The organism is Ancylobacter polymorphus, from assembly GCF_030813495.1.
Lineage (GTDB): Bacteria > Pseudomonadota > Alphaproteobacteria > Rhizobiales > Xanthobacteraceae > Ancylobacter > Ancylobacter polymorphus.
Map to the genome: position 1 here is coordinate 175,245 of NZ_JAUSUI010000001.1, position 22,595 is coordinate 197,839.

Genomic DNA, 22,595 nt, shown 5'->3' on the forward strand with positions numbered 1-22,595 from the left:
TCAGGCCATCGCGTGCGCGGGCTGGTCGTCGGCGAAGCAGGCGTCATAGCCGAACAGCGCCGCCGAGCCGCCGGTGTGGAGAAAGACGATGCGCTCGCCCTTCTTAAAGATGCCCTTGCGGACATAATCGATGAGGCCGGCGGCGCCCTTGCCGGAATAGACCGGGTCGAGGAGGATGCCTTCCAGTTCGGCGAACAGGCGGATGGCTTCCAGCGTATCCGGGCCGGGTATGCCATACCCTCGGCCGACATAGTTGCAGTCCGCCACCACATCCTCGCGCTGCACGACACCGGGGCAGCCGAGCTTGGCGGCGGTGCGTTCGGCCAGCGCGAAGACGTTCTCTTCCTGCTTCGCCTTCGGCGCCCGCACCCCGATGCCGAGCAGCGGCACATGGGCATGAATGGCTTTGAGGCCGACGATCAGCCCCGCCTGGGTGCCGGCGCTGCCGGTGGCGGTGACGATATGGTCGATGGCGAGGCCGATATCATTGGCCTGCCCGATCAGTTCCAGCGCGCAATTGGCGTAGCCGAGCGCGCCGGTCGGGTTCGAGCCGCCACCGGGAATGGTATAGACCTTGCGCCCCTCGGCGCGCAGGCGCCCGGCCACCGTCTCCATCTCCGCATTCATGTCGACGCCGCCCGGGCGGGTCTCGGTCGTCGCACCATGCAGATGATCGAGCAGCACATTGCCATTGGTCTTGTAGTTGCGGTCGTTGGAGCCGGTCCGGTCTTCCAGCAGCAGATGGCAGCCAAGGCCGAGGCGGGCGGCGAAGGCGGCGGTCTGGCGCGCATGGTTGGACTGGGTGGCGCCCTGCGTCATTACCATATCCGCGCCTTCCGCTACCGCTTCGGCCATGAGGAATTCCAGCTTGCGCGTCTTGTTGCCGCCGGTGGAGAGGCCGGTGCAGTCGTCACGCTTGATCCAGATCTCCGGTCCGCCCAGTTCCCGGCTCAGGCGGTCGAGCCGCTCCAGCGGCGTCGGCAGGTGGGCGAGACGGATGCGGGGGAAGCGGGCGAAGTGCATGGGACGATCCTCAACTTGCGTATTTCGATGGTTGCAGATCGCTCGGCCGGTTTCCAATGCGAAATTCTCCACATAAGATGCATGAGATGCATGTTTGGAGGCGCCGGTGCGGCTGGAATGGCTGGAGGATATTCTCGCGGTCGCGGAGACCGGATCGTTCAGCGAGGCGGCGGAGCGCCGGCGCCTGACGCAATCGGCGTTTTCACGCCGGGTGCAGCACATCGAGGATCACGTCGGGGTGCCGCTGTTCGACCGCTCGCGCAAGCCGGTGCAGCTGCGTCCCACCACCGCCGAGCAGCGCGACCAGATCGCCCGCCTCGCCCGCACCTTGCGGCAGCTGACCGACGATCTGCGCCGTGGCGACCGCACCGCCGGCAACCGTCTGGTGCTCGCCAGCCAGCACGCCCTCACCGCCTCCTGGGCGCCGCGCTTCATCAACACGATCCAGTCGGAGAACGCCGACATCTTCCTCAAGCTGAAATCGGCCAATCTCGACGAGTGCTTCGCCTTCGTGCTGTCGCGGCAGGCCGATATTGCCGTGGTGTATCGGCGCCTCGGCGAGGAACATCCGATCGCCGCCACCTATATCGAGACAGCGATTATCGGCCGCGACCGGCTCATCCCGGTCTTCGCCCGCGCCCATGTGGCGCGGCTCAATGCCCGCTTCGCCCATGGCGAACTGCCCTTCATCGCCTATCCCCCGGACGTGTTTCTCGGCGAGGTCATGGACCAGATCGTGCTGCCCGCCATCCAGGGGGCGAGCCATATGGTGCCGACCGTGGAGACGGAGCTGACCCTCGCGGCGCTGGAACTGGCGGCGAACGGCATAGGCGTGGCCTGGGTGCCGGCGACACTTGCGCGCGCCCGCATCGACGCCGGCGACCTCGCCGATCTCTCGGCAAGCCTTCCCTATTGCGATCTCGATGTCACCGCGGTGCGGCTGGCCGACCAGGCCACCCCCGTCGAGGCCACGGTCTGGGAGCAATTGTGCCGCATGGGCGCGGCTGATCCCGCAGGGGCATCAGGGCGCGACATCGCGCGGAGGTGAACGGCCGCAGCCGCGGGGCAGGGGGCGGAACTGACCCGGATAAGGTCCGCTCGGGCGCCCAGTCGGGCGAGGCCGAACCCGCGTTCAGCGCGCATAGCAGAAGGACAGGCCGTCGTCCGGCGCGGTCATGACCCCCATCGGTATGCCGTAGATCGCTTCCAGCGGGCCTGGCTGCAGGATCTCGGCGGGCGGACCCTGCGCGATTAGCCGGCCGCCCTGCAGCGCGATGATGTGGTCGCAGAACCGTGCCGCCATATTGACGTCATGCAGCACCGCCAGCACGCCGATGCCGCGCCGGTGCGCGAGATCCTTGATCATGTTGAGGATTTCGATCTGGTGGGCGATGTCGAGCGCGGAGATGGGCTCGTCCAGCAGGAGGCTGTTGGCGTCCTGCGCCACCAGCATGGCGATCCAGGCGCGCTGGCGCTCGCCGCCCGACAGCGTGTCGACCATCCGTTCGGCGAGCGGGTCGAGGCCGGTCAGGGCGAGTGCCTCCGCCACCTTGGCCCGGTCGGCGGCACCGAAGCGCCCGAGCGCGCCGTGCCAGGGATAGCGGCCGAGCGCCACCAGTTCCCGCACCAGCAGGCCGGAGCCGGTCGGCGTGACCTGCGGGAGATAGGCCAACTCGCGAGCGAAGGCGCGGTCGCCCCAGTCCGCCAGCGCCCGGCCGCGGAACCGGATCGCTCCCTCGCCGGGCTGCTGGCGCGCCAGGATCTTCAGCAGGGTGGACTTGCCGGAGCCATTATGGCCGATCAGCGCGACAAATGTGCCGCCGGGGATGGAAAGGCTGAGCGGGCCGAGAAGCGTATGGCCGCCCGCCGTGAAGCGGGCCCCGTCGATCTCGAACAGCGGCGCCTCATCCGGCATGGTTCGCCCCGAACGCGACGCGCAGCGCGTGGTTGATCGAGGCCGGCAGCACCGACATATGCGTCTCGCCGGGCAGGAACTGGTAGGCGGTCGTCAGGCCGGGCACTGGTGCCAGCCGCTCCGCCATCTCCCGCGTATGGTCGACGATCCGGCTCTCCAGGAAGCTGGCAAGGCGCTTTTCAGCGTCCTCGGCCCCGATCTGGAACGGAGCGAGCTGCTGCTCATATTCGCCGACCAGCAGCAGCAGGCGCCCGTCGCCCCGCCGTGCCCCGCCCTGTCCCGCCGCGACGAAGGCCTGCGCCCGGTCGACGATACCCGCGCCCTCCCACCAGATCGCCGGGCTGGCGGAAATCCAGCCGGAGAAGGCGGCGGGCTGCTGGAATAGCGTATGCAGCACGAACAGCCCGCCAAAGGAATGGCCGAAGATCGACTGCCGGCGCACATCGACAGGCACGCGGCGGGCGATCTCGGGCTTCACCTCGTTTTCGATGAAAGCGAAGAACGTGTCCGCGCCGCCGGTCCGCACCGGCGGGCCGCCCTCGAAAAAGGGCGGGTAGGTCTGGCCGGGCGGCGGGCCGAGATCCCAGGAGCGGCGCAGGCTGTCATAGGCCTCCTCGGTGGGATAGCCGATGGCGACGATCACCCCGAAGGTGATCCCGGTGCCGAGCGTATAGGGCGCCTGCGCCCGCAAGGCCTCTACCGCAGTGGCGATGACCGCATTGCCGTCGAGCAGATACAGCACCGGCCAGCCCTCGGCGGGCGGCTCGCCCGGCGGGGTGTAGAGAAAGATGCGGTGCGGCGCGCCGCCTTCGCGCGAGGCGAGGTCGAACTGAACCGTGCCGGGGATGCGGGCGGGCGTCGTGGTCTCCGTCGCGGTCTCAAGCTTCATGCGCGTTGTCTCCGTGCCAGCAGCCACATGAGGGCAGGGCAGCCGATGAAGGTGGCGGTCAGGCCCGCCGGGATTTGCCAGGGGAAGGCGGCCGTGCGGCCGAACCAGTCCGCCGCCACCATGAGAATGCCGCCGATCAGGGCCGCCGCGACCAGCTGGGGCAGTGCGCGCTGCAGCCCGAGAAACCGCGCCAGATGCGGGGCCATCAGCCCGACAAAGGTCAGCGGGCCGATCACCAGCGTCGCCACCGCCGTCATCGCCGCCGTGGCGACGAGAAGCACGCGGTTGCTGCGGCGCGGGGGCAGGCCGAGCGCGCCGGAGATCGCCCCGCCGAGCGGGACGATATCGAGCCAGCGCGCCAGCAGCGGCAGGGCGGCAAGGCTCGCGAACGCCGCCACCAGCGCCACCCCGGCATCGGTCGCGGTCGCCGCATAGGTCGAGCCGGTCATCCAGTTCAGCAATTGCAGGGCGCGGGGGTCGCCGCCCGCCATCAGCGCCGTGACCAGCGCATCGAACATCGCCCCCAGCGCGATGCCGACCAGCAGCACCCGTTCCGGTGCCGCCGCGCTGCCGCGCGCCAGAGCGAGCATCGCCAGCAGGGCCAGCAGCGCGCCCAGAGTGGCGGCGCCGAGCTGCGCGGCGCGGCCGATCTCGTTGAGCGCGAATATGGCGATGATGAGCCCGAAGGCGGCACCCGCGCTCACCCCCAGCACTTCCGGGCTCGCCATCGGGTTGCCGGTCATGCGCTGCAGCGTGCCGCCGGCGCAGGCCAGCAGGATGCCGGCGGCGAGAGCCGCGAATGCCCGTGGCCAGCGCCATTCCGCGAGGTCGCCGCTGACGCTCCAGCCCTCCAGCCCGTAGCCGACGGCGAGCGACAGCCCGACCAGCGCGACCAGCAGCAGCGTGAGCGCGGCGAGGATCAGCAGCGGCCGGCGGGCGCGGGCGGCCGCCTCGCCCAGCCCCGTGGGCGGTTGCAGCGTCAACCGCAGGCGGGGAATCAGCCATAGCAGCAGCGGCGAGCCGATCAGGGCGGTGATCGCGCCGGTCGGCAGCATTTCGGCGAAATCGCCGGCCAGACGCTGCACGCTCTGGTCGGTGAGCCACAGCAGCACGGCGCCGAGCAGGGTCGACCAGAGGAGGCGCGCGGCGACGCGGCGGGCGCCGGCGACGGTGACCAGCGCCGGTGCCGCCAGGCCGATGAAGCCAATGACGCCGACCGTGCCGACCACCAGCCCGGTCAGGGCGACAGCGAGGGCCAGTGCGGCGAGCCGGATCAGCGGCACGGACAGGCCGAGGCCCTTGGCCTGATCGTCCTCCAGCGTCAGCAGGGTGAGAGGGCGCACCAGCAGCGCGGCACCCAGCAGGGCCAGCGCCAGCCGGGGCGTGAGGAACTGCGCAATCGTCCAGTCCTGCTGGCTCAACGAGCCGCCGCCCCAGATGAACAGGCCGGCGAGGTAATGGCTGTTGAACAGCGCCAGCATCGCCGCCAGCGCGCCGCAGTAGAGGCTCACCACCATGCCCGCCAGCACCACGGTGAGCGGGGAGAGCCGCCGGCGCCAGGACAGGCCGAGCACGAGCAGCGCGGCCACCAGCCCGCCGGCCATCGCGGTCCATTCCCGCCCCACCGCCAGCAGCCCCGGCGCCCAGAGCATCGCCATGGCAAGGGCGAGATTGGCGCCGGCGGAAACGCCGAGCGTGGTCGGCGAGGCCAGCGGATTGCGCAATGCCAGCTGCAGCAGCGCGCCGGCCAGTCCGAGGGCACCGCCGCACAGCAGGCTGGTGGCAAGGCGCGGGGCAAAGCTGTAGCGCACCAGCATCTGGCGCACATCCGAGGGATCGGGGCTTGCGAGGGCATCGATCCAGAGGGCTGGCGGCAGCCGCAGCGCGAGCGTCGCCACGCTCATGCCGAGAGCGGCGAGCGCCAGCCCGCCGACAAGGGAACCGGGACCAAGCCGCAGGCGCTCACCCATGCGCGGGCGCTCCGGCAAGGGTCTGCCCGAGCAGCCCGGCGAAGCGCATGGCGGAAGGCAGCATGCCGAACATCAGCGCCGGTGGCATGGCATGCACCCGCCCCGCCCGCACGAAACCGAGACTGTTCCACAGCGGCGAGCGGGCCAGCGCCGCCAGCACATCGGCCGCGATCGGCTCGACATAGATCAGCCGCGCCTCCGGCGCCCGGGCCAGCTGCTCGATGCCGACGGTGGCGAAGCCCCAGTAATTGACCTCGCCCCGCCAGGCATTGGCGAGGCCGCACAGCGTCATCACGTCGTCGAACAGGCTTTTCGCGCCATAGACGCGGACATGGCGGGTATCCATGAAGCTGACGAGAAAGACCGGGGTGCCGGCATGGGAGGCCAGCGCCGCGCGGGTCGCGGCCATCCGTGCGGCACTGGCATTGATCAACTCCTGCGCCTGGCTCTCCCGCCCGATCATGCCGCCGAGCCGCCGCGTGGCGTCGACACTGCGGGGATAGGGCGTGCCGGGCTCGGGCGTATAGATCGCGAAGCTCTCGGTGCGGGCGATGCGCGCCAGCACCGGGCCAAGGGGCGCGAGATAGGGGGTGGTGAGGATCAGCTCGGGCTTCAGCGCGTGCAGGAGTTCGAGATTGGCCTCCTGCGCGGCACCGAGATTGACCACGCCGGGCGGCATCGCCGGCTCGACCACCCAGGTTGCCCATTGATCCGCTTCGGCGATGGCGATCGGCGGCACGCCCAGCGGCAGCAGGGTTTCGGCGAGGCCGTAATCGAGCGAGACGACCCGCGCCGGCGCGGCACCCGCGCGCGATGGACCGGGCACCAGCACGGCGCAGGACGCGGCAGCGGCCAGCAGGCCCCGCCGCGTCAGGCGGTGAGCGGAGGCGGGCACGGCGCGCGCCCTACCAGCGGTATTTCAGGCCGGCGATGACCGTGCGCGGCATGCCCTCATAGCAATAGCCGACATCGCAGGTGACGTATTCTTCGTTGAGCAGGTTCTGGGCATTGAGCTGCGCGCTCCAGCCCTTGAGCCGGACGTCGAGGTAGGAGAAGTCATAGCTCAGCTTGGCATCGACCAGCGTGTAGGCGCTGTTCTGGAAGGTGTTGAGCGAGTCGCCCCAGGTGGCGCCGGTGTAGCGCACGCCCGCGCCGATGCCGAGGCCGGCCAGCTTGCTCCCCTCCTGGAACTGGTAATCCACCCAGATGGAGAAGGCGTTCTGCGGCTGTCCCGACGGCGTGAGCCCGATCGTCTCCGCTTCGCCGGCGACATTGGTGAGGTCGAGATAGGTGTAGGCGCCGCGCAATTTCAGGCCCTTGCCGAGATTGGCCACCGCCTCCAATTCGAAGCCGCGCGCGCGCACTTCGCCGGTCTGGACCTGGAACAGCGGATTGGTGGGGTCGGTGGTGAGGCCGTTCTCCTGGTTGATCTGGAACACGGCGGCGGTGAAATAGCCGTCGAACCCGACCGGGGCGTACTTCACCCCGGCTTCGATCTGGCGGGCCGTCGTCGGGTCGAACACATTGCCGTTGATGTCGACGCCAAGATTGGGCGCGAAAGAGGTGGCGTAGCTCACATAGGGAGCGATGCCGTTGTCGAACAGATAGGTCAGGCCGACGCGGCCGGTGAAGGCATTGTCGTCAATATGGTCGGTGGTGTTGGCGAGGAGATCCTCATCCCTGGTCGCGACCCAGTCATAGCGGCCGGTGAGGGTGAGTATCCAGCGGTCGAACGTCGCCTGTTCCTGCACATAGATGCCGGTCTGGCTCTGCTTCTGATCGTAGCGCGCGGAGTTGAGCGGAGGATCGAAGGTCGGGCCGAGCGGCTGGCCGTTAAACAGGGAAATGTCCGAGGCGGTGCCATAGCCGATGCCGCCATCGAGACCGAGATAGGAATAGTCTAGCCCGAACAGAAGCTTGTGCACGACCGGCCCGGTGGCGAAATCGGCCTGGAGCTGGTTGTCCACGACAAAGGACTTCAGCTTGTCGTGGACATAGCCGGTGTAGCGGCTGGCGGTGCCCGCCTCGTAATCATAGTCGGAGATGCCGTTGTAGCGCACATGGGTATCGGCATAGCCGTAGCGCAGGTTCTGACGGACGGTGAATACCTCATTGAACTCGTGCTCGGCGAGGTAGCCGATCCGCCACTGGTCCTGCTTGAGGCTGTTATAGTCGCCGATGCTCTGGCTGAAGGGCGCATTCACGCTGCCGTTCCAGCCGAAATAGGGCATGGAGGCGGGCGTCTCCGACTGCTGGTACTCGCCCAGGAAGGTGATCTTGGTCTGGTCGTTCGGTTTCCAGGTCGCGGCCGGCGCGATATAGGCCATGTCGTTGACGCCGCCGCCGAGCGTGTTGGGCGAGCCGGCATCGCGCAACACGCCGGTCAGGCGGTAGAGCAACGTGCCGTCCTTATCGACCGGCCCGCCGACATCGAACTGTCCCTGCCACAGATCGTAATTGCCGCCCATGACTTCGACTTCGCCGAAAGCGACCTCGGTCGGGCGCTTCGAGGTGATGTCGACGAGACCGCCGGGCGAGCCGAGTCCATAGAGCGCGGAGCTGGGACCACGCAGAATGGTGACGCTGTCGACCCCATAGGGCTCGACCTTGAAGATCGACATGTTGGCACCGGGAAGCCGAAGCCCGTCCCGATAGATGCCATTATAGGTAACGTCGAAGCCGCGAATGGAGAAGGAATCGTAGCGGGGGTCGAAACCGCTCTCTCCGGTACGCACGCCCGGCGTGTAAGCCACCGCCTCGGTGAGGGTCTGCACGTTGCGGTCATTGAGTTCGTCGCGGGTGACGACGGAGATGGACTGCGGGGTCTCGATCAGCGGCGTGTCGGTCTTGGTGCCGGCATCGCTGGTGGTGGCGACATAGCCGACGGTACCTGTGCCCTGCACGTCGATGGTGCCGAGTTCGATCGCTCCGTCCGGGCTGGTGCCGGCCGCGCTGGTGGCGCTGGGATCGACGATGGTCACCTGAGCGGGGCCGGTGAAGCGGTAGGTGAGGCCGGTGCCGGCCAGCAGGCGCGACAGCGCTTCCTGCGGGGTCAGCGTGCCGGAAACCGCTGAGGAGCGGCGCCCGGCCAGCTTGGCGGTGTCATAGAAGACCTGGACGCCCGCGCGCTGGGCAAATTTCAGCACGCCGCGATTGAGGTCCTGCGCCGGAATGTCGAAGGCGATGCGCGCGGATGCCGCACCGGCGGGCTGCTGCGCCAGCGCAAGGCCGGGGAATGCCACCGAGGCGAGAAGCCCGGCGACCAGACCGGCCGCCAACCCATGGCGCCGCGCGGGAGCCCCCGTCCAATGTCTCACTCCAGCCATCTCTGTTCATCCCCTCGTGCCAGCGCCTGGTCTCTTGGGGGGGAAGACAACCGGGGGGCCCGAACCCCGTAAAAAAATCTGCTCTCAGTACAGTACGGTCACCAGCGGTGGCAGGGAGGAGGCGCTGGCGCCGAGTTCCGCCGTGATGGTGCGGATGACATCGTCGAGATTTCCGCTCGCAAACACGCCGCTCACCTTGCGCTGCGCGAGCCGGGGATCGGCGATGACGATGCGCCCGCGCCGATAGCGGTTGAGCTTGCGCACGACATCCTCGAGCGGCACGGAATCGAACACAAGGAGGCCCTTGCGCCAGGCGGTGGCCTCGTCGAGATCGGCGGTATCGACCGGGCCGAGGCCGTGTGACAGGTCGTACTCCACCGCCGTGCCGGGCGAGAGCACGACGCGCTCATCGCCGCGCTCGGGCGTGTCGAACGCGATTTCGATGCGGTGCTCGACGGCCGTGACCCTGGCGCCGTCCGCGCGCCCCTCCACCAGGAACTGCGTGCCGAGCGCGGTCGTGGTGCCACGGGCGGCGGCGACCACGAAGGGACGGCGCTCGGCGCCGGCACGCGGCGCGGCCTGGAAGAACGCGTCACCGGCGAGCAGGGTGACACGGCGCGCCTCGGCGCTGAAATGCACGGCGATGGCGCTGTCCGGGCCAAGATCGACAAGGCTGCCATCGTCCAGCGTCACTTGCCGCATCTGGCCCGGCGCGGTGCGCCAGTCGGCGGCGAGGGCGATCCAGGGATCGCCGATCTGGTAACGCAGGGCGAGCAAACCGAGGGCAAGGACGGCGATGATGCCGGCGATGCCGGCGCGACCGACGGGCTTCCGTCGTCCGGGGCGCGCGAGCGCGCGCAGCGGGCCGGGGTCGCGGCGCAGCAGATCGAGGCTGCGCCAGGCGCTGTGCGCTTCCTCGAAGGCGAGGCGGTGGTCGGGGTCCGCCTCCAGCCAGTCGCGGAAGGCGACGCGTTCGGCATCGTCCAGAGGGCGGCCCTCCAGGCGGGCGACCCAGTGCGCCGCGCGCCGGTCCGTCTCCGACGCTCGATCCTCGTTCACGTCGTCATCCATGCCGCGTGCCCTCCGTGTCCTCATAAGGGAAGACAACCGGCGGGGACCAAAACCCGTACTCACGTCACCGTCTAGCGCGTCCGCAGCCGCTGCGTCACGTGCTGGATCGCCATGGCCAGATGTTTCTGGACCGAGCTTTCGGAAATCGACAGCGCCCGCGCCACTTCCGGCTGGGTCAGCCCATCGACGCGGTTGAGCACGAAGATTTGCTGCGTGCGCACCGGCAATTCGCTGACAAAGCGCTGCAGGCGCTCAAGCTGCAGCCTTGCATCGGCGGCATCTTCCGGGGTCGGGGCATCGGCGGCGATATCGCCCAGCCATTCATGCGGCACACTGTCGGTGCGGCGGCGGGCTTCCTGCTTCTTGTGATTCAGCAGGAGATTGCGGGCAATCGTATAGAGATAGGCACGGACATCGTCGACGCGGGTTTCGGGCCGCTCGATCACCCGGAGGAAGGTGTCCTGCACCAGATCGGACGCCATGTGCGAGTCGCGCAGACGGTACCGGAGATAGCGTCGCAGCTCCGGCCCATGGGCATCGAACGCTATTTTCAGGTCGCAAGTCACTGCGTCGAAACCTCATCCGCCGCATGGGGAATTTTTCATGGCGAGGTTTCACACTTACGTGAGTTTAAATAGCTCTGCAATATCAATAGTTTAGAGTGAATCAAAGGTAGGCCGGCCAAGCTGCGAGGCTCCAGCCCGGCCGGAAGCCGCCGCTACCGCCCGCGCCGGCCGGCAGGGCGATCATCACCCCGGGGACAGGCCCAGCCCAAGCGCCTCGATGAAAGCCTGGCAGGCGTGCAGTTCATCAAGGCGGATGAACTCATTGGGCTTGTGCGCGCGGTCGATGTCGCCGGGTCCGCAGATGATCGCGGCAATGCCCGCCTCCTGGTAGAGCCCGGCTTCCGTGCCATAGCTGACGGCCGCCAGAGAGGGTTTGCCCGTCAACCTTTCCACCAGAAGGGCCAGCGGCGCATCGGCGGGAAGGGCGAGCGCGGGATAGTCGCTCAGCATCTCCCACGTGGCGTTGACGCCGCGCGCGGCGAGCGAGCCGATGACGGCGTGGACGGGTTCGAGCAGCGCGCGCGGCGCATGGCCGGGAATCGCGCGGGCCTCCAGATCGGCGACGCACAGGTCGGGAACGATGTTGAGCGCCTGTCCGCCCCGGATCGTGCCGATCTGCATCGAGGAATAAGGCGGCTCGAAGGTCGGGTCCTGCGGCCCCTTCTCCAGCGCCTGCGCCGTCGCCACGGTCTTTGCCAGCACCTCGGCCATCAGGTGGATGGCGTTGATGCCCTGGTCGGGGCGCGAGGAATGGCCCGCGCGGCCTTCGATGCGGATACGGGCCGCCGCCTTGCCCTTATGGGCGCGCACACCCCTCATGCCGCTCGGCTCGCCGATGATGGCGCCGAGCGGCGGCGCGCAGAGTTCCGGCAGGCGGGAAATGAGGTGGGGCGCGCCGCGGCAACCGGCCTCCTCATCATAGGAGAAGGTGAAATGGAGGGGGCGGTCGAGCCGGCCGGCCTTCAGGGCCGGGACGCTGGCGAGCACCGCCGCGAGAAACCCCTTCATGTCGCTGGAGCCGCGCCCAAAGAGCGCGTCGCCTTCCGCGCGCAGCGTGAACGGATCGGCGCGCCATTGCGCCTCCTCGGCGGGCACCACATCCATGTGCCCCGAGAGGATGTAGCCGGGCCGGTCGCGCGGCCCCAGCGTGGCGAACAGATTGGCGCGGTCGCCTTCCGGCCCCGGCAGAACCCGCACCTCAACCGCATGGCTCCGCAGATAGGTGGCGATCCAGTCGACAATGGCACCGTTCGGGGTGCCGACGACCGAGGGAAAGCTCACCAGGCGTTCGAGAATCTGCACGGCATTCATGAAAGCGGCATCCGAGAGGGAATGAGGGCCCCGCGGACCCCAGGAGCGTGTCAGGGCGTCGCCGGGGGCGCGCGCGGCGTGAACAGGGCGCGCGCCCGCAGGCGGAGGGTTGCCTATTTCGCGCCGAAATAATTGGCCCGGACGGCGGCGCCGACGAGGTTCACGATCAGGCGGCCGGCGGTGATGCAGGTGATGTCGTTGACATCGGTGGCCGGGGTGATTTCCACCACATCCATGCCGACCACGCGCCCCTTGTTCACCAGGCCATGGATCAGGCTTCTGGCCTGCATGAAGGTCATGCCACCGGCGCAGGGCGCGGCCACCCCCGGGGCGATGCCGGGCTCGAAAGCGTCGAGATCGACGGTGATGTAATAGCGCCCCCCGGCGGGGATACGGTCGAGCACAGGCTGGATGCCGCGCTCGTGGAGTTCATAGGAGGAGATGAGATGCGCGCCATAGGCGCGGGCGGCATCGAACTCCTCCTGCCGGCCGCTGCCGCTGGCATGGAGGCCGATCTGGAAGATCTCGCCGATATGATCCATCTCGGAGGCCCGGCGGATCGGGCTGGAGAGGCCGTGCGTGACGCCGTTGATCTCCTCGCGCCAGTCGAGATGCTGGTCGATCTGGATGAGGGTAATCGGGCCCTGGTCGTCGAGCGCCTTCAGCACCGGGATCGGGATCGAATGATCGCCGCCGAGGATGACCGGCATCGCGCCTGACGCCACGATCTTGCGCACCACCTGCTCGGCGCGCGCGAGATGCTCCTTCAACTCGCGCGGATCGGCATAGACGTCGCCGCAATCCACCGCGCGGATCGGCCGGTTGTCGTAGAGCGGGCCGCCAATGTCGAAATCATAGCGCTCGATGGCGCGGAGAATCCGCCCTGTCGCCCGGCGCATCGCCAGCGCGCCACGGCTCTGGTCGCTGGCAATCTCGCCGAAAGTGTAGGATTCGCCATAGGGGATGCCGAGATAGGCGATATCCGCGCGGAGCGCGTCGAGATCAGTGCAGGGCTCGGAATAGAGAAAGGTCTGATGTTCGGCCTTGGCGGGAATGGTCAGGGGCATGCACGTTTTCCTTGTCGTCGATGTCGCGTTGGCGGCATGCGCGGGCGCGTCGTGCGGGGCGAGCCGGCGGGGGTCAGTGTCCCAGGATCTGGCTGAGGAACAGCTTGGTGCGCTCATGCTGCGGGTTGGAGAAGAACGCTTCCGGCTCGTTCATCTCGATGATCTGCCCCGCATCCATGAAGATCACCCGGTTGGCGACCTGGCGGGCGAAGCCCATCTCATGGGTCACGCACAGCATGGTCATGCCCTCTTCGGCCAGGCTCACCATGGTCTCCAGCACTTCCTTGACCATTTCCGGGTCGAGCGCCGAGGTCGGCTCATCGAACAGCATGATCTTCGGCTTCATGCACAGGGCGCGGGCAATGGCGACGCGCTGCTGCTGGCCGCCGGAAAGCTGGCCGGGATATTTGTTCGCCTGCTCCGGGATTTTCACCTTCCGCAGAAAATGCATCGCCAGTTCGTCGGCATCCTTCTTGGGCATCTTGCGGACCCAGATCGGCGCCAGCGTCAGATTTTCCAGAATGGTGAGATGCGGGAACAGGTTGAAGTGCTGGAAGCACATGCCGACCTCGCGGCGGATCTCGTCGATGCGCTTGAGGTCGTTGGTCAGTTCGATGCCGTCGACGATGATCGAGCCCTGCTGGTGCTCCTCCAGCCGGTTGATGCAGCGGATCATGGTGGACTTGCCGGAGCCCGACGGCCCGCAAATGACGATGCGCTCGCCGCGATGCACCCTGAGATTGATGTCCTTCAGCACATGGAACTCGCCATACCATTTGTTGACCCCGACCAGTTCGATGGCCGCGCCGGAGGAGGCGGAGACGGGGAGGGCGGGCGCGAGGGCGGCGGACGGGGCGAGGTTCGACATGGGGAAGCGAGTGCCTTTGCGGTTCGGTCGGGCGTCTGTCGGCAGGCGCGCGGGCGCGCCGGGTGCGGTCAGATCCGGATCCGTTTTTCCAGATGCCTGCCGCACAGCGAGATCGAGAAGCAGATGACGAAGTAGATGAACGCCACCGCGCCATAGGCGAGGAACGGCTCGAAGGTGGCGTTGGCGATGATCTGGCTCGCGCGGGTCAGCTCGACAAAGCCGACAATGGAGGCCAGCGAGGTGTTCTTGACGATCTGCACCATCAGCCCGACCGTCGGCGGCACCGACAGGCGCAGGGCCTGCGGCAGCACGATCAGCAGCATCTGCTGCCAGTGCTTGAGGCCGAGGCTGGAAGAGGCTTCCCACTGCCCCTTCGGCACGGCCAGGACGCAGCCATACCAGGTCTCGGTGAGATAGGCGCTGCTATAGACCGAGAGGCAGAGGCTGGCGGCGAAGAGCGGCGTCGTCTGTACCCCCATCAGCGCCAGCCCGAAATAGACAAGGAAGAGCTGCATCAGCAGCGGCGTTCCCTGAAACAGTTGGACATAGAGGCGCACCGGCGTGCCGGCGACGCGCGGAAAGGCAAAGCGCAGGCTCAGCAGCAGGAGGCTGACGACCGCGCCCCCGGCGAAGGCGATCAGCGAGAGATAGATCGTCCACGGCACGGCGGCGAGCAGGTTGCGGAAGACGTCCCAGGTCGTGAAATCGTTCATCGCTGACCCACCGTGGCAAATTCCCCGTAGACGAAGCGGCGGCCGACCCAGGTCAGCATTTCCCGGAACAGCACAGCGAGGCCGAGATAGATGACGGTGACGACGATATAGGCCTCGAAGTTCCGGAAGGTCCGGCTGGCGATCATGTTGGCTTCATAGGAAAGCTCGGCGACGGAGATCTGGCTGCACAGCGCCGACGCCAGCAGGATGATCACCAGCTGGCTGGTCATGGCCGGCCAGACCCGCTGGAAGGCGGGAGGAAGGATGACGAGGAAGAACGCCTGCGCCGGCTTCAGCCCCAGGCTGCTGGCCGCTTCGAACTGGCCGGCGGGCGTCGCCTCAATGCCGGCGCGGATGATCTCGCAGGCATAGGCGGTGAGGTTGATCGTCAGGGCGACCAGCGCCGCCGTGACCGGATCGAGCTTCACGCCCAGGGCCGGCAGGCCGAAGAAGATGAAGAAGATCTGGCCGAGAAACGGCGTGTTGCGGAAAAACTCGACATAGCCGCGGATGAACCAGCGAAGCGCCTTCGGTCCGCGCAGGCTGCCCCACGCGCACAGGGTGCCGAGTACGACTCCGAGAAAGGAGGAGACGAGCGTGAGCATCACGGTCATCGCGAGACCGTTCAGCAGGCTCGGCCAGCTGTGGAAGACATCGATGAACGAGGAGAGGTTCATTCGGCGGGTATCCGGGTCTGTGCGCCCGTCAGGGCAGAGTTCAGGAGATCGCGGACCGGAACTTCGGCATCCAGATCGTCAAGCGCCTGCAGGGCGCGCTGCGCCGCCGGCTTTCCGAGCGTCGGTTCCGCACAGCTCAGAAATTTGGCGCGCAGCTGCGCCGGGGGCACCGGATTGGCAGCGGTGCCCAGCGCGTGGGTCTGATAGCCGGCAAAGGTGCGGCCATCCCGGAGGACGAGAGTGATCGACGCCCCTTCCGGCGCCGCCACGCGGCGCTCCGCGTTCCACATCGGGCCGCTCACCATCCGCACGCGCGCCATCAGGGCGCGCAGGGCGGGGCTGGCGAGCACATCCTCGCGCAGATGCTCGATGCCCGGCGCGCCGAAGCACAGCGTCGCCGCGATCGCGAACTCCATGCTGAACTGCGCTTCGCGCGGGGTGAAAGGCGCGGCATAGGCCAGATTGGCGACGACGACGGGCGGGACATCGCACAGGACGCTCGCAACCTCGTCCGCCGAAAAGCCCTCGCGCGCCCTGATGTCGGCCACGACGTCGACCGCCGCATGCGAGGACAGGCAGATCGGGAACTTCTTGATGTCGATGCCGGGTGTCTCAAGCCGCCATGAGCGGCCGAGGTCGGCGAAGGCGGCATCGTCGAACACGCCATCGGTGTGCAGCGCGGCAAATCCGTTGCGATGGGTAAAGGGCTCGTCCGGCCCGCTGGCGCCGTTGGCCGCCAGCAGCGCCCATTTCAGCCCCGCTGCGCTGGCCTCGCCGGCCAGAAGCGCCTTGGCGTCGGTGGCGAAGCAGCTCTTGCTGCCGCCCGCGCCCGCCACGGCCAGCCCGATGCCGGCGCGCATCTGCCGCGCGTCGAGCTTCAGCAGGTGCCCGGCCGCGACGCAGGCGCCGATCGGGCCGAGCAGTCCAGTGGTCCACCATCCCTTGTCATAGAGGTCCTGCCCGGCGGCGGCACCGACCGCGTATTCGCACTCCGCCCCGACGGTGATCGCGGTCAGGAGATCGGCCCCGGTCGCGCCGGTCTCCTGCGCGATGGCGATGGCGGCGGGAACGATGACGGCCGAGCCATGGACGAAGCCGGCATAGCAATTATCGTCGAAATCGAGCGCATGGGCGGCAGTCGCGTTGCACGCGGCCGCGCCCACGGCCACCAGCCGGGCCTGCGCACCCCAGATCTCCGACACGCCCGCCGCAACGTTCCGCGCCGCGAACTGGCGGGCGAGGCCCGCCACCGGCGTGCCAGCAGCGGCGAGGGCGACGCCGACCGTGTCGATCACGCACGCCTTGGCGACGGCGCGGATGCGATCGGGAATGTCGGCGGCGCGCACCGCCGAGGCCCACTCCGCGAGAAGCCGCGAGGGATTGCGGAGAGTGAGACTCATCGCCAGCCGCCTGCACCCGATGCCGTTCGCAACGCTCGTTACTCGGGAAGCTCGCCGGCGGGGGCGCCGAGCCACTTCACCGACAGCCGGTCGATCTCGCCGCTGGCCTTCGCCTCGCGGATGATCGCGTTGACCTTGTCGAGCAGCTTGGTCTCGCCCTTCACCACGCCGACATAGCAGGGGGAATTCGCCAGCACGATCTTCAGCTCCAGATCGAGATCCGGGTTGCGGCGCTTGATGGCGGCGGCGACGGGGGTGCCCGAGGCGAACATCTCCACCTGGCCAGACATGAACGCGGCGATGGTGCTGTTATTGTCCTCGAAGCGCTTCACCACCGCCTTCGGCGCGAGCTCCTCAAGTTCCTTGTCCTGCATCGAGCCGCGCGTGACCGAGATGGTCTTGTCGGAGAGATCGGCATAGTCCTTGACCGGCGGCTCCTTCTTGCCGAACACGGCGTCGAAGAACGGCGAATAGGCGATGCTGAAGTCGATCACCTTCGCCCGCTCCTCGGTCTTTCCGAGCGATGAGATGGTGAGGTCGGTCTTGCCCGACTGGAGATAGGCGACGCGGTTGGGCGCGGTGACCGGCACAAGCTCGACCTTCACGCCCAGCTTCTCACCGATCAGATTGGCGACATCGATGTCCATGCCGCGCGGCTGCATGTCGGCGCCAACCGAGCCGAACGGGGGATAGTCGGTCGGCACGGCGACGCGGATGGTCTTGCGGGCGATGATGTCGTCGAGCGCGTCAGCGACGGCCGGAACGGTGCCAAGCGTCGCCATGAGGCCGATGGCGGCGGCGAACAGAATACGTGCGGTCATTGCCTACACCCTTGTTGCTGGAAGGTTGATGTTGTCGGACGGTTCCGCAGGGGCGCCGCGGAGCCGTCATGGCAGGCCGGAGCCGAATGTGAGCGGCGCTCAGTCCGGAATAACGGCCGTCGCGTCCACCTCGACGAGATATTCGGTGCGGGCGAAGGCGGTGACGACGATGCCGGTCGAGACCGGGAAGACACCCTTCAGCCAGCGGCCGACCACCCGATACACGTCCTCACGGTAGCGCGGATCGGAGATGTAGATCGTCAGCTTGCAGATGTGATCGAGCTGGCTGCCGCATTCCTTCAGCAGCATGTCGATGTTCTTCATGGCCTGCTCGGTCTGACCCGCGACATCGCCGATGCACACGCATTCGGAGGTATCGAGATTCTGCCCGATCTGGCCACGCAGGTAGACGGTCGTTCCGCGCGCAATGACGGCCTGGCAAAGATCGTTGTCGATGTTCTGCTCGGGGTACGTCACCTTGGTATTGAACTTGCGGATTCGGGTGTGGGCCATCGTCGCATTCCTGGTTGTGCTTGTACGCGGGCTTTCTGAACAGCGTCGAAACCGAGTTCGTCAGGGAACTCCGCGCGGGTATTCTTATGAGCCCCGTGACCTTACGAACGACGTCACATCACGAAAAGCGATTTTTTTGCGACCTATGTTTCGTTTTTTGATATGTATCACGCATGATGAAGCTTGATTTCGACGAGCGGGACCTGCGCTCGCTGCGGGTGTTCTGCGCGGTGGCGGAGGCGGGCGGGTTTGCGGCGGCCGAGAAGAAACTCGCCATGTCGAAGCCCTCGATCAGCCGCCATGTCCGCGAGGTGGAGGCGCGCCTCGGGGTCAAGCTGTGCGAGAGAGGGCGCAGCGGCTTCCGCCTGACGCCGGAGGGGGACGTGGCGCTCGACCTCGCTTCGGCCGCCTTCCAGGCGCTGGGGCGCATCCGCCCCGAGATCGACGCCGTGCACGGCATCTTGTCGGGGCGGCTGGCGATCGGGATCGGTGAGCACACCCTCACGCATCCCGCCTGCAAACTGCCCGAAGCCCTCACCGAGATGAGGCGGCTGGCTCCGGGGGTGGAGCCGCAGATTCTGGTGATGACCTTCAACGAGCTGGCGCAGTCGTTGAATGAGGGCCGTGTCGACCTCGTCATTCGCGGCAAGTACACGGATGACCGCGACTTCTTTCATGTTCCGATCTATCGCGAGATCCACCGGGTCTATGTCGCCGATTTCGTCGACAGGTCGAAGATACCCAACCTGCCGCTGATCTATCGCCAGCACCCTTATGTGGAACATGCGATCCGGTCCGGCCGCTACCACCGCGGCCCGAACGCCGCCGGCCTCGATTCCGTCGCCGCCATGGTCGCGACCGGCTTCTACCAGGGCATGCTTCCCACCCATTACGGGGATCTGATCAAGGCACGCTTCAACCTGAATGTCGAAGAGAGCAGCCCCGTCTACCAGCATGAGGGCTGCGCGATCTTCTCGACCGCGCGCCCGATCAGCCAACGCATCAAAGTCTTCCTCAACATATTGAAGCGCGTCCATTCCTATCGGTCGGAACGTTCGCCGGCCTGACGCCGCGCGCCCTCTCAGGCGGCGGGTGCATCGGCGGGGAGGATCAGCTTGCGCTCCGCCGTGCCGGAGAAGAACGCCAGCACGTCGCGCTGGATGTCGTCGGGCGGGCCGTCATAGAGCCGCGCCAGCTCGGCGCAGAGCTGGCCGATCTCGACTGGCTGCTCCAGCCCACGCTGAGATGGCTGCCGATCCCCATGCCGCCAGGCACGCGCAGCCGGTCGCGGGCCGCCCGGGAATAGAGCCGCCAAAGCTCGCCAACCTCCTCGCGGTAGTCGCCCGCCGGCGGTGAGCCCGTTTCCTCCGGCCGCCAGTGGCGGTGGAGTCGCGGTCGGGACGCTAGGCGGCCAGCGTGGTCCCCATCCGCTCCCCATAGGGCACCAATCGCCCTACGCGGTGTGATTGGTGCCGGTTGCCATCAACGGCTCGGCACGGTGCCATCGATTGCGCTGGAACGACGGTATTTTCTTATGACGGAGGCGTGGACAAGCTCCGGCCGGCCGCAGAAACTCGCCGCCGGATCATCGCCGCGACGCACCGCTGGCGGATGCCCCCATGGCCGGTGTTCGGGAACCTGAATGACGACAGCAACCAGCCAGCAGCGATGGTGCGCCGTGTTTGCCGGCAGCGGCGCGCTGGGCATGATCATGATCGACGCGACCGGCACGGCGGTAGCGCTTCCCGCCATCCAGCGCGACCTGATGCTGAGCCACGGTGCCCAGCAATGGATCATCACCCTCTACGCGCTGACCGTGGCGGCCGCGATCGCCACCGGCGGCCGGCTTGCGGATGTCTTTGGCCGCGACCGCGTCTTCCGCGCCGGCGTGGCGCTGTTCGCGGCCGGCTCCCTGATCAGCGGCCTCTCGCTCAACCTGCCCATGCTGCTGTCCGGCCGTGTGCTTGAGGGGCTGGGCAACATTCTGATGGCCCCCGCCGCCGCGCTGCTGGCCACCGAAGCGTTCGGCCCCGCGCAGCGCGGCCGGGCCATGGGCATCTATAGCGGACTTGGCGGCCTTGCCCTGGTGTTCGGGCCCATCATCTGCGGCGCCCTGGTTCAGCTTGGGGGCTGGCGGTGGGCCTTCTTCGTCAACCTGCCGCTGGCCGCCGCCACGCTCCTCACGCTGCGCGCCGCAGGACCCGCGGCAACCGGCCCGCGCGGCGGTATCTTCCGGCCCGCCCACAGTCTGCTGCTGGCGGCGGCGCTGGGGCCGATCGTACTGGGCCTCCAGCAAAGCCATCTCTGGGGTTGGGCATCGCCGCTGACGCTTGCCCTCGTCGCTCTGGGCGCTGCTCTTCTGGTGCTGTTCATCCTCGGGCAGCGACGCGCCGCCGAGCCGCTGGTGGATATGCGCCTGTTTGCCGACAGGCAATTTGCCGCCGACAGCATCGTGCTGTTCTGTGCCCAGTGCGCGCTCGTGGGTCAGTCGGCCTTCGGGGCCATCTATCTTCAGCGCATCCTGCACTTCACGCCGCTGCAATCCGGCCTCGCCATGTTGCTGTTTCTCGTGCCGCTGATGGTCTGCGCGCCCCTGGGCGGCCTGCTCTATGACCGCCATGGCGCGAAGCTGCCGGTGGTCGCCGGCCTCACCCTGGGAACGCTGGGCCTGTTGTGGGAAACGCAGGCCCTGCCACGCGCCGACTTTGTGTTGATGATGCCCGCCCTCGTCGCAACAGGCGCGGGCATGGGGCTCGCCCTGTCGCAAACCTATACGGACGGCACCGCGCGCGCCGCCGAGGGGCAGCGCGGCCGCGCCTTCGGCGCGCTCGACACGGTGCGGCAGATGGGAGGCGCCATCGGCATGGCGGCGATCGGCACGGTGGTCGCCGGTATGGAGCGCGGGCGCTTTCTCGACATCGCGGCCGGCGCGGCGCCGGAGGGCCCGGCGCGCCATGCGCTCGAAGGCCTCATGGAGCAGGCCGTCTATGGCCGGCCGGAGGCGGTGGAGGCGCTGGTGGCGCAATGGCCGGCGGTCGCGTCCGCGCTGCGCCTCAGCGCCGCCCGCAGCATTGGCGACGGCTATTATGTCGGAACCGGCATGGTGGCGCTGGGCCTGCTCGCCGCCGTGCTGCTGATGCGCCGCAAACCCGCCGCGCCGGCCGTCGTCAAGGGAGTTTCGTGATGCGCGTCGTTCTCGCCACGCTCGGATCTTTCGGCGATCTCTATCCCATGCTCGCGATCGGGCAAGCCCTGCGCGCGCGGCCATGATCCGATCATCGCGGCGCCGCCGGTCTATGCTCCGCGCGTGGCGGCGCTCGGCCTGCCCTTCCATCCCCTCCGGCCGGATTTTCCCCCCGACGTGTTGATGGCGATCTTCGGCGATCCGGTGCATGGCGGGCGGCGGCTGCTCCTCGACCTTGTTTTTCCCCATGTCCGGGAGACCTATGAGGATCTCCTGGACGCCACCGAAGGCGCCGATGCGCTGGTGGTGGGCGAAGTCGTCCATGTGGCCCGGCTGGTCGCGGCCCGGCGCGGCCTGCCCTGGGCCAATGCCATGCTGGCGCCCGCCACCATGATGTCGGCGCGTGATCCCAGCGTGCTGTCCTGGTTTCCGGCGGGTTATCACCTGCGCCATTTCGGCGCCTGGCCGCAGCGCCTGCTGTTCCGCCTCATGCGTCGCCAGACGACCCGTTGGGCCGGGCCGCTCTTGGCGCTTCAGCGTGAGGTGGGGGTGGGCACCGGCGACATCTTGTTCGCCGACAAGTTCTCGCCCGATCTGGTCCTGGCGCTGTTCCCGCGTGTCTTCGGCGCGTCGCAGCAGGACTGGCCGGCTGCCTCCGTACAGACCGGCTTTCCCTTCTTCGCGCAGGAAGCGAACCCCGAGACCGCGGCGCGGATCGACGCCTTCCTCGCGGCCGGCTCTCCGCCGGTGGTCTTCACCCTCGGCACCACGGTGGTGCATCTGGCGCATGATTTCTACCAGATCGCGGCGGATACGGCCCGCGCGCTCGGGCGCCGCGCCATCCTTCTGATAGGCCAGAACCCGCCGCCCGACGCGCCCGCCGATCAGGTGCTGGCGCTGGATTACGCGCCGCATTCCCGCCTGTTCCCCCATGCCGCCGCCGTGGTGCAGCATGGCGGCGTCGGCGGCTGCGCGGAGGCGCTGCGGGCCGGCGTACCCGTGCTCACCATCCCCTTCGCCTTCGACCAACCCGACAATGCGATGCGGATGCGCCGCATGGGCGTGGGGGCGGTGCTCCCGCACACCAAGGTCAACCGGGCCACCCTCGAACAGAGCCTGCGCGCGGTGCTGGACGCTACGGAGGTCGCGGCGCGCGCCAAGGCGGTGGCGCGCGAGATCGACCCCGAGGCCGATATGGCGCGCACTGTGGCGGCCATCGAGGCCCTTCACGTCAGCCTGGCGCAGCGCAGCTCCGCCACTCTGCCGTACACAGAACACTGA

Annotated in this window: 21 protein-coding genes; 4 read left to right on the top strand and 17 right to left on the bottom strand. The window is 68.0% G+C overall.

The features are described 5' to 3' along the window. A complete protein-coding gene (cuyA, locus tag J2S75_RS00985; protein ID WP_307017350.1) occupies nucleotides 1-1,023 on the bottom strand; it encodes a D-cysteate sulfo-lyase in 1,023 nt (340 codons plus the stop codon). A 94-nt stretch (nucleotides 1,024-1,117) separates the two neighbouring features. Between cuyA and J2S75_RS00990 the strand changes: the two genes are divergently transcribed. Then, nucleotides 1,118-2,071: a LysR family transcriptional regulator gene (locus tag J2S75_RS00990; RefSeq protein ID WP_307017352.1), complete on the top strand. Its 954-nt coding sequence runs from the start codon at nucleotides 1,118-1,120 to the stop codon at nucleotides 2,069-2,071. Nucleotides 2,072-2,155: 84 nt separating this feature from the next. Here the strand turns inward: J2S75_RS00990 and J2S75_RS00995 are convergent, their stop codons facing one another. From J2S75_RS00995 to J2S75_RS01065, 15 genes are all read right to left on the bottom strand, one after another. Next, nucleotides 2,156-2,938, bottom strand: coding sequence for an ATP-binding cassette domain-containing protein (locus J2S75_RS00995; protein WP_307017354.1), 783 nt, complete (start codon nucleotides 2,936-2,938; stop codon nucleotides 2,156-2,158). Further along, nucleotides 2,928-3,827 carry an alpha/beta hydrolase gene (locus tag J2S75_RS01000; protein ID WP_307017356.1) on the bottom strand — a complete coding sequence of 300 codons (900 nt, stop codon included), beginning with the start codon at nucleotides 3,825-3,827 and terminating at the stop codon, nucleotides 2,928-2,930. Before J2S75_RS01000 ends, J2S75_RS00995 begins: the two co-directional genes overlap by 11 nt. After that, nucleotides 3,824-5,797 (bottom strand): Fe(3+)-hydroxamate ABC transporter permease FhuB, encoded by a 1,974-nt coding sequence (gene fhuB / locus J2S75_RS01005; RefSeq protein ID WP_307017357.1) that lies wholly within the window; start codon nucleotides 5,795-5,797, stop codon nucleotides 3,824-3,826. Before fhuB ends, J2S75_RS01000 begins: the two co-directional genes overlap by 4 nt. Then, a complete protein-coding gene (locus tag J2S75_RS01010) occupies nucleotides 5,790-6,692 on the bottom strand; it encodes an ABC transporter substrate-binding protein (RefSeq protein WP_307017359.1) in 903 nt (300 codons plus the stop codon). Before J2S75_RS01010 ends, fhuB begins: the two co-directional genes overlap by 8 nt. Before the next feature lie 10 nt (nucleotides 6,693-6,702). Further along, nucleotides 6,703-9,075, bottom strand: a complete 2,373-nt coding sequence (locus J2S75_RS01015; protein WP_307017361.1) for a TonB-dependent siderophore receptor — start codon at nucleotides 9,073-9,075, stop codon at nucleotides 6,703-6,705. A 132-nt stretch (nucleotides 9,076-9,207) separates the two neighbouring features. After that, nucleotides 9,208-10,194, bottom strand: coding sequence for a FecR family protein (locus J2S75_RS01020; RefSeq protein WP_307017363.1), 987 nt, complete (start codon nucleotides 10,192-10,194; stop codon nucleotides 9,208-9,210). Between the two features lie 71 nt (nucleotides 10,195-10,265). After that, nucleotides 10,266-10,760, bottom strand: coding sequence for an RNA polymerase sigma factor (locus J2S75_RS01025; RefSeq protein ID WP_307017365.1), 495 nt, complete (start codon nucleotides 10,758-10,760; stop codon nucleotides 10,266-10,268). 183 nt (nucleotides 10,761-10,943) lie between these two features. After that, nucleotides 10,944-12,071: an acetylornithine deacetylase gene (argE, locus tag J2S75_RS01030; protein ID WP_307017367.1), complete on the bottom strand. Its 1,128-nt coding sequence runs from the start codon at nucleotides 12,069-12,071 to the stop codon at nucleotides 10,944-10,946. A 113-nt stretch (nucleotides 12,072-12,184) separates the two neighbouring features. Then, nucleotides 12,185-13,138 (bottom strand): agmatinase, encoded by a 954-nt coding sequence (locus J2S75_RS01035; protein ID WP_307017369.1) that lies wholly within the window; start codon nucleotides 13,136-13,138, stop codon nucleotides 12,185-12,187. A gap of 73 nt (nucleotides 13,139-13,211) precedes the next feature. Next, nucleotides 13,212-14,006, bottom strand: coding sequence for an amino acid ABC transporter ATP-binding protein (locus J2S75_RS01040; RefSeq protein WP_307017371.1), 795 nt, complete (start codon nucleotides 14,004-14,006; stop codon nucleotides 13,212-13,214). Between the two features lie 68 nt (nucleotides 14,007-14,074). After that, a complete protein-coding gene (locus J2S75_RS01045) occupies nucleotides 14,075-14,719 on the bottom strand; it encodes an amino acid ABC transporter permease (RefSeq protein ID WP_244376747.1) in 645 nt (214 codons plus the stop codon). Beyond that, nucleotides 14,716-15,396: an amino acid ABC transporter permease gene (locus tag J2S75_RS01050; protein WP_307017374.1), complete on the bottom strand. Its 681-nt coding sequence runs from the start codon at nucleotides 15,394-15,396 to the stop codon at nucleotides 14,716-14,718. The genes J2S75_RS01045 and J2S75_RS01050 overlap by 4 nt, the downstream gene beginning before the upstream one ends. Then, the gene (locus J2S75_RS01055; RefSeq protein ID WP_307017376.1) at nucleotides 15,393-16,796 is read right to left on the bottom strand and encodes an MmgE/PrpD family protein; all 1,404 of its coding nucleotides are present in this window, start codon (nucleotides 16,794-16,796) and stop codon (nucleotides 15,393-15,395) included. Before J2S75_RS01055 ends, J2S75_RS01050 begins: the two co-directional genes overlap by 4 nt. Before the next feature lie 38 nt (nucleotides 16,797-16,834). Beyond that, the gene (locus tag J2S75_RS01060) at nucleotides 16,835-17,617 is read right to left on the bottom strand and encodes a transporter substrate-binding domain-containing protein (protein WP_307017378.1); all 783 of its coding nucleotides are present in this window, start codon (nucleotides 17,615-17,617) and stop codon (nucleotides 16,835-16,837) included. Nucleotides 17,618-17,716: 99 nt separating this feature from the next. After that, nucleotides 17,717-18,130: a RidA family protein gene (locus J2S75_RS01065; protein ID WP_213369847.1), complete on the bottom strand. Its 414-nt coding sequence runs from the start codon at nucleotides 18,128-18,130 to the stop codon at nucleotides 17,717-17,719. 173 nt (nucleotides 18,131-18,303) lie between these two features. Here J2S75_RS01065 and J2S75_RS01070 point away from each other — a divergent pair, with 173 nt between their 5' ends. Beyond that, nucleotides 18,304-19,197 (top strand): LysR family transcriptional regulator, encoded by an 894-nt coding sequence (locus J2S75_RS01070; protein ID WP_307017381.1) that lies wholly within the window; start codon nucleotides 18,304-18,306, stop codon nucleotides 19,195-19,197. A gap of 14 nt (nucleotides 19,198-19,211) precedes the next feature. On the opposite strand, the gene J2S75_RS01075 is transcribed toward J2S75_RS01070, so the two are convergent. Continuing rightward, nucleotides 19,212-19,445, bottom strand: a complete 234-nt coding sequence (locus J2S75_RS01075) for a PqqD family protein (RefSeq protein ID WP_307017383.1) — start codon at nucleotides 19,443-19,445, stop codon at nucleotides 19,212-19,214. 327 nt (nucleotides 19,446-19,772) lie between these two features. Between J2S75_RS01075 and J2S75_RS01080 the strand changes: the two genes are divergently transcribed. Continuing rightward, a complete protein-coding gene (locus J2S75_RS01080) occupies nucleotides 19,773-21,314 on the top strand; it encodes an MFS transporter (RefSeq protein WP_307017385.1) in 1,542 nt (513 codons plus the stop codon). Between the two features lie 123 nt (nucleotides 21,315-21,437). Then, the gene (locus tag J2S75_RS01085; protein ID WP_307017387.1) at nucleotides 21,438-22,595 is read left to right on the top strand and encodes a glycosyltransferase; all 1,158 of its coding nucleotides are present in this window, start codon (nucleotides 21,438-21,440) and stop codon (nucleotides 22,593-22,595) included.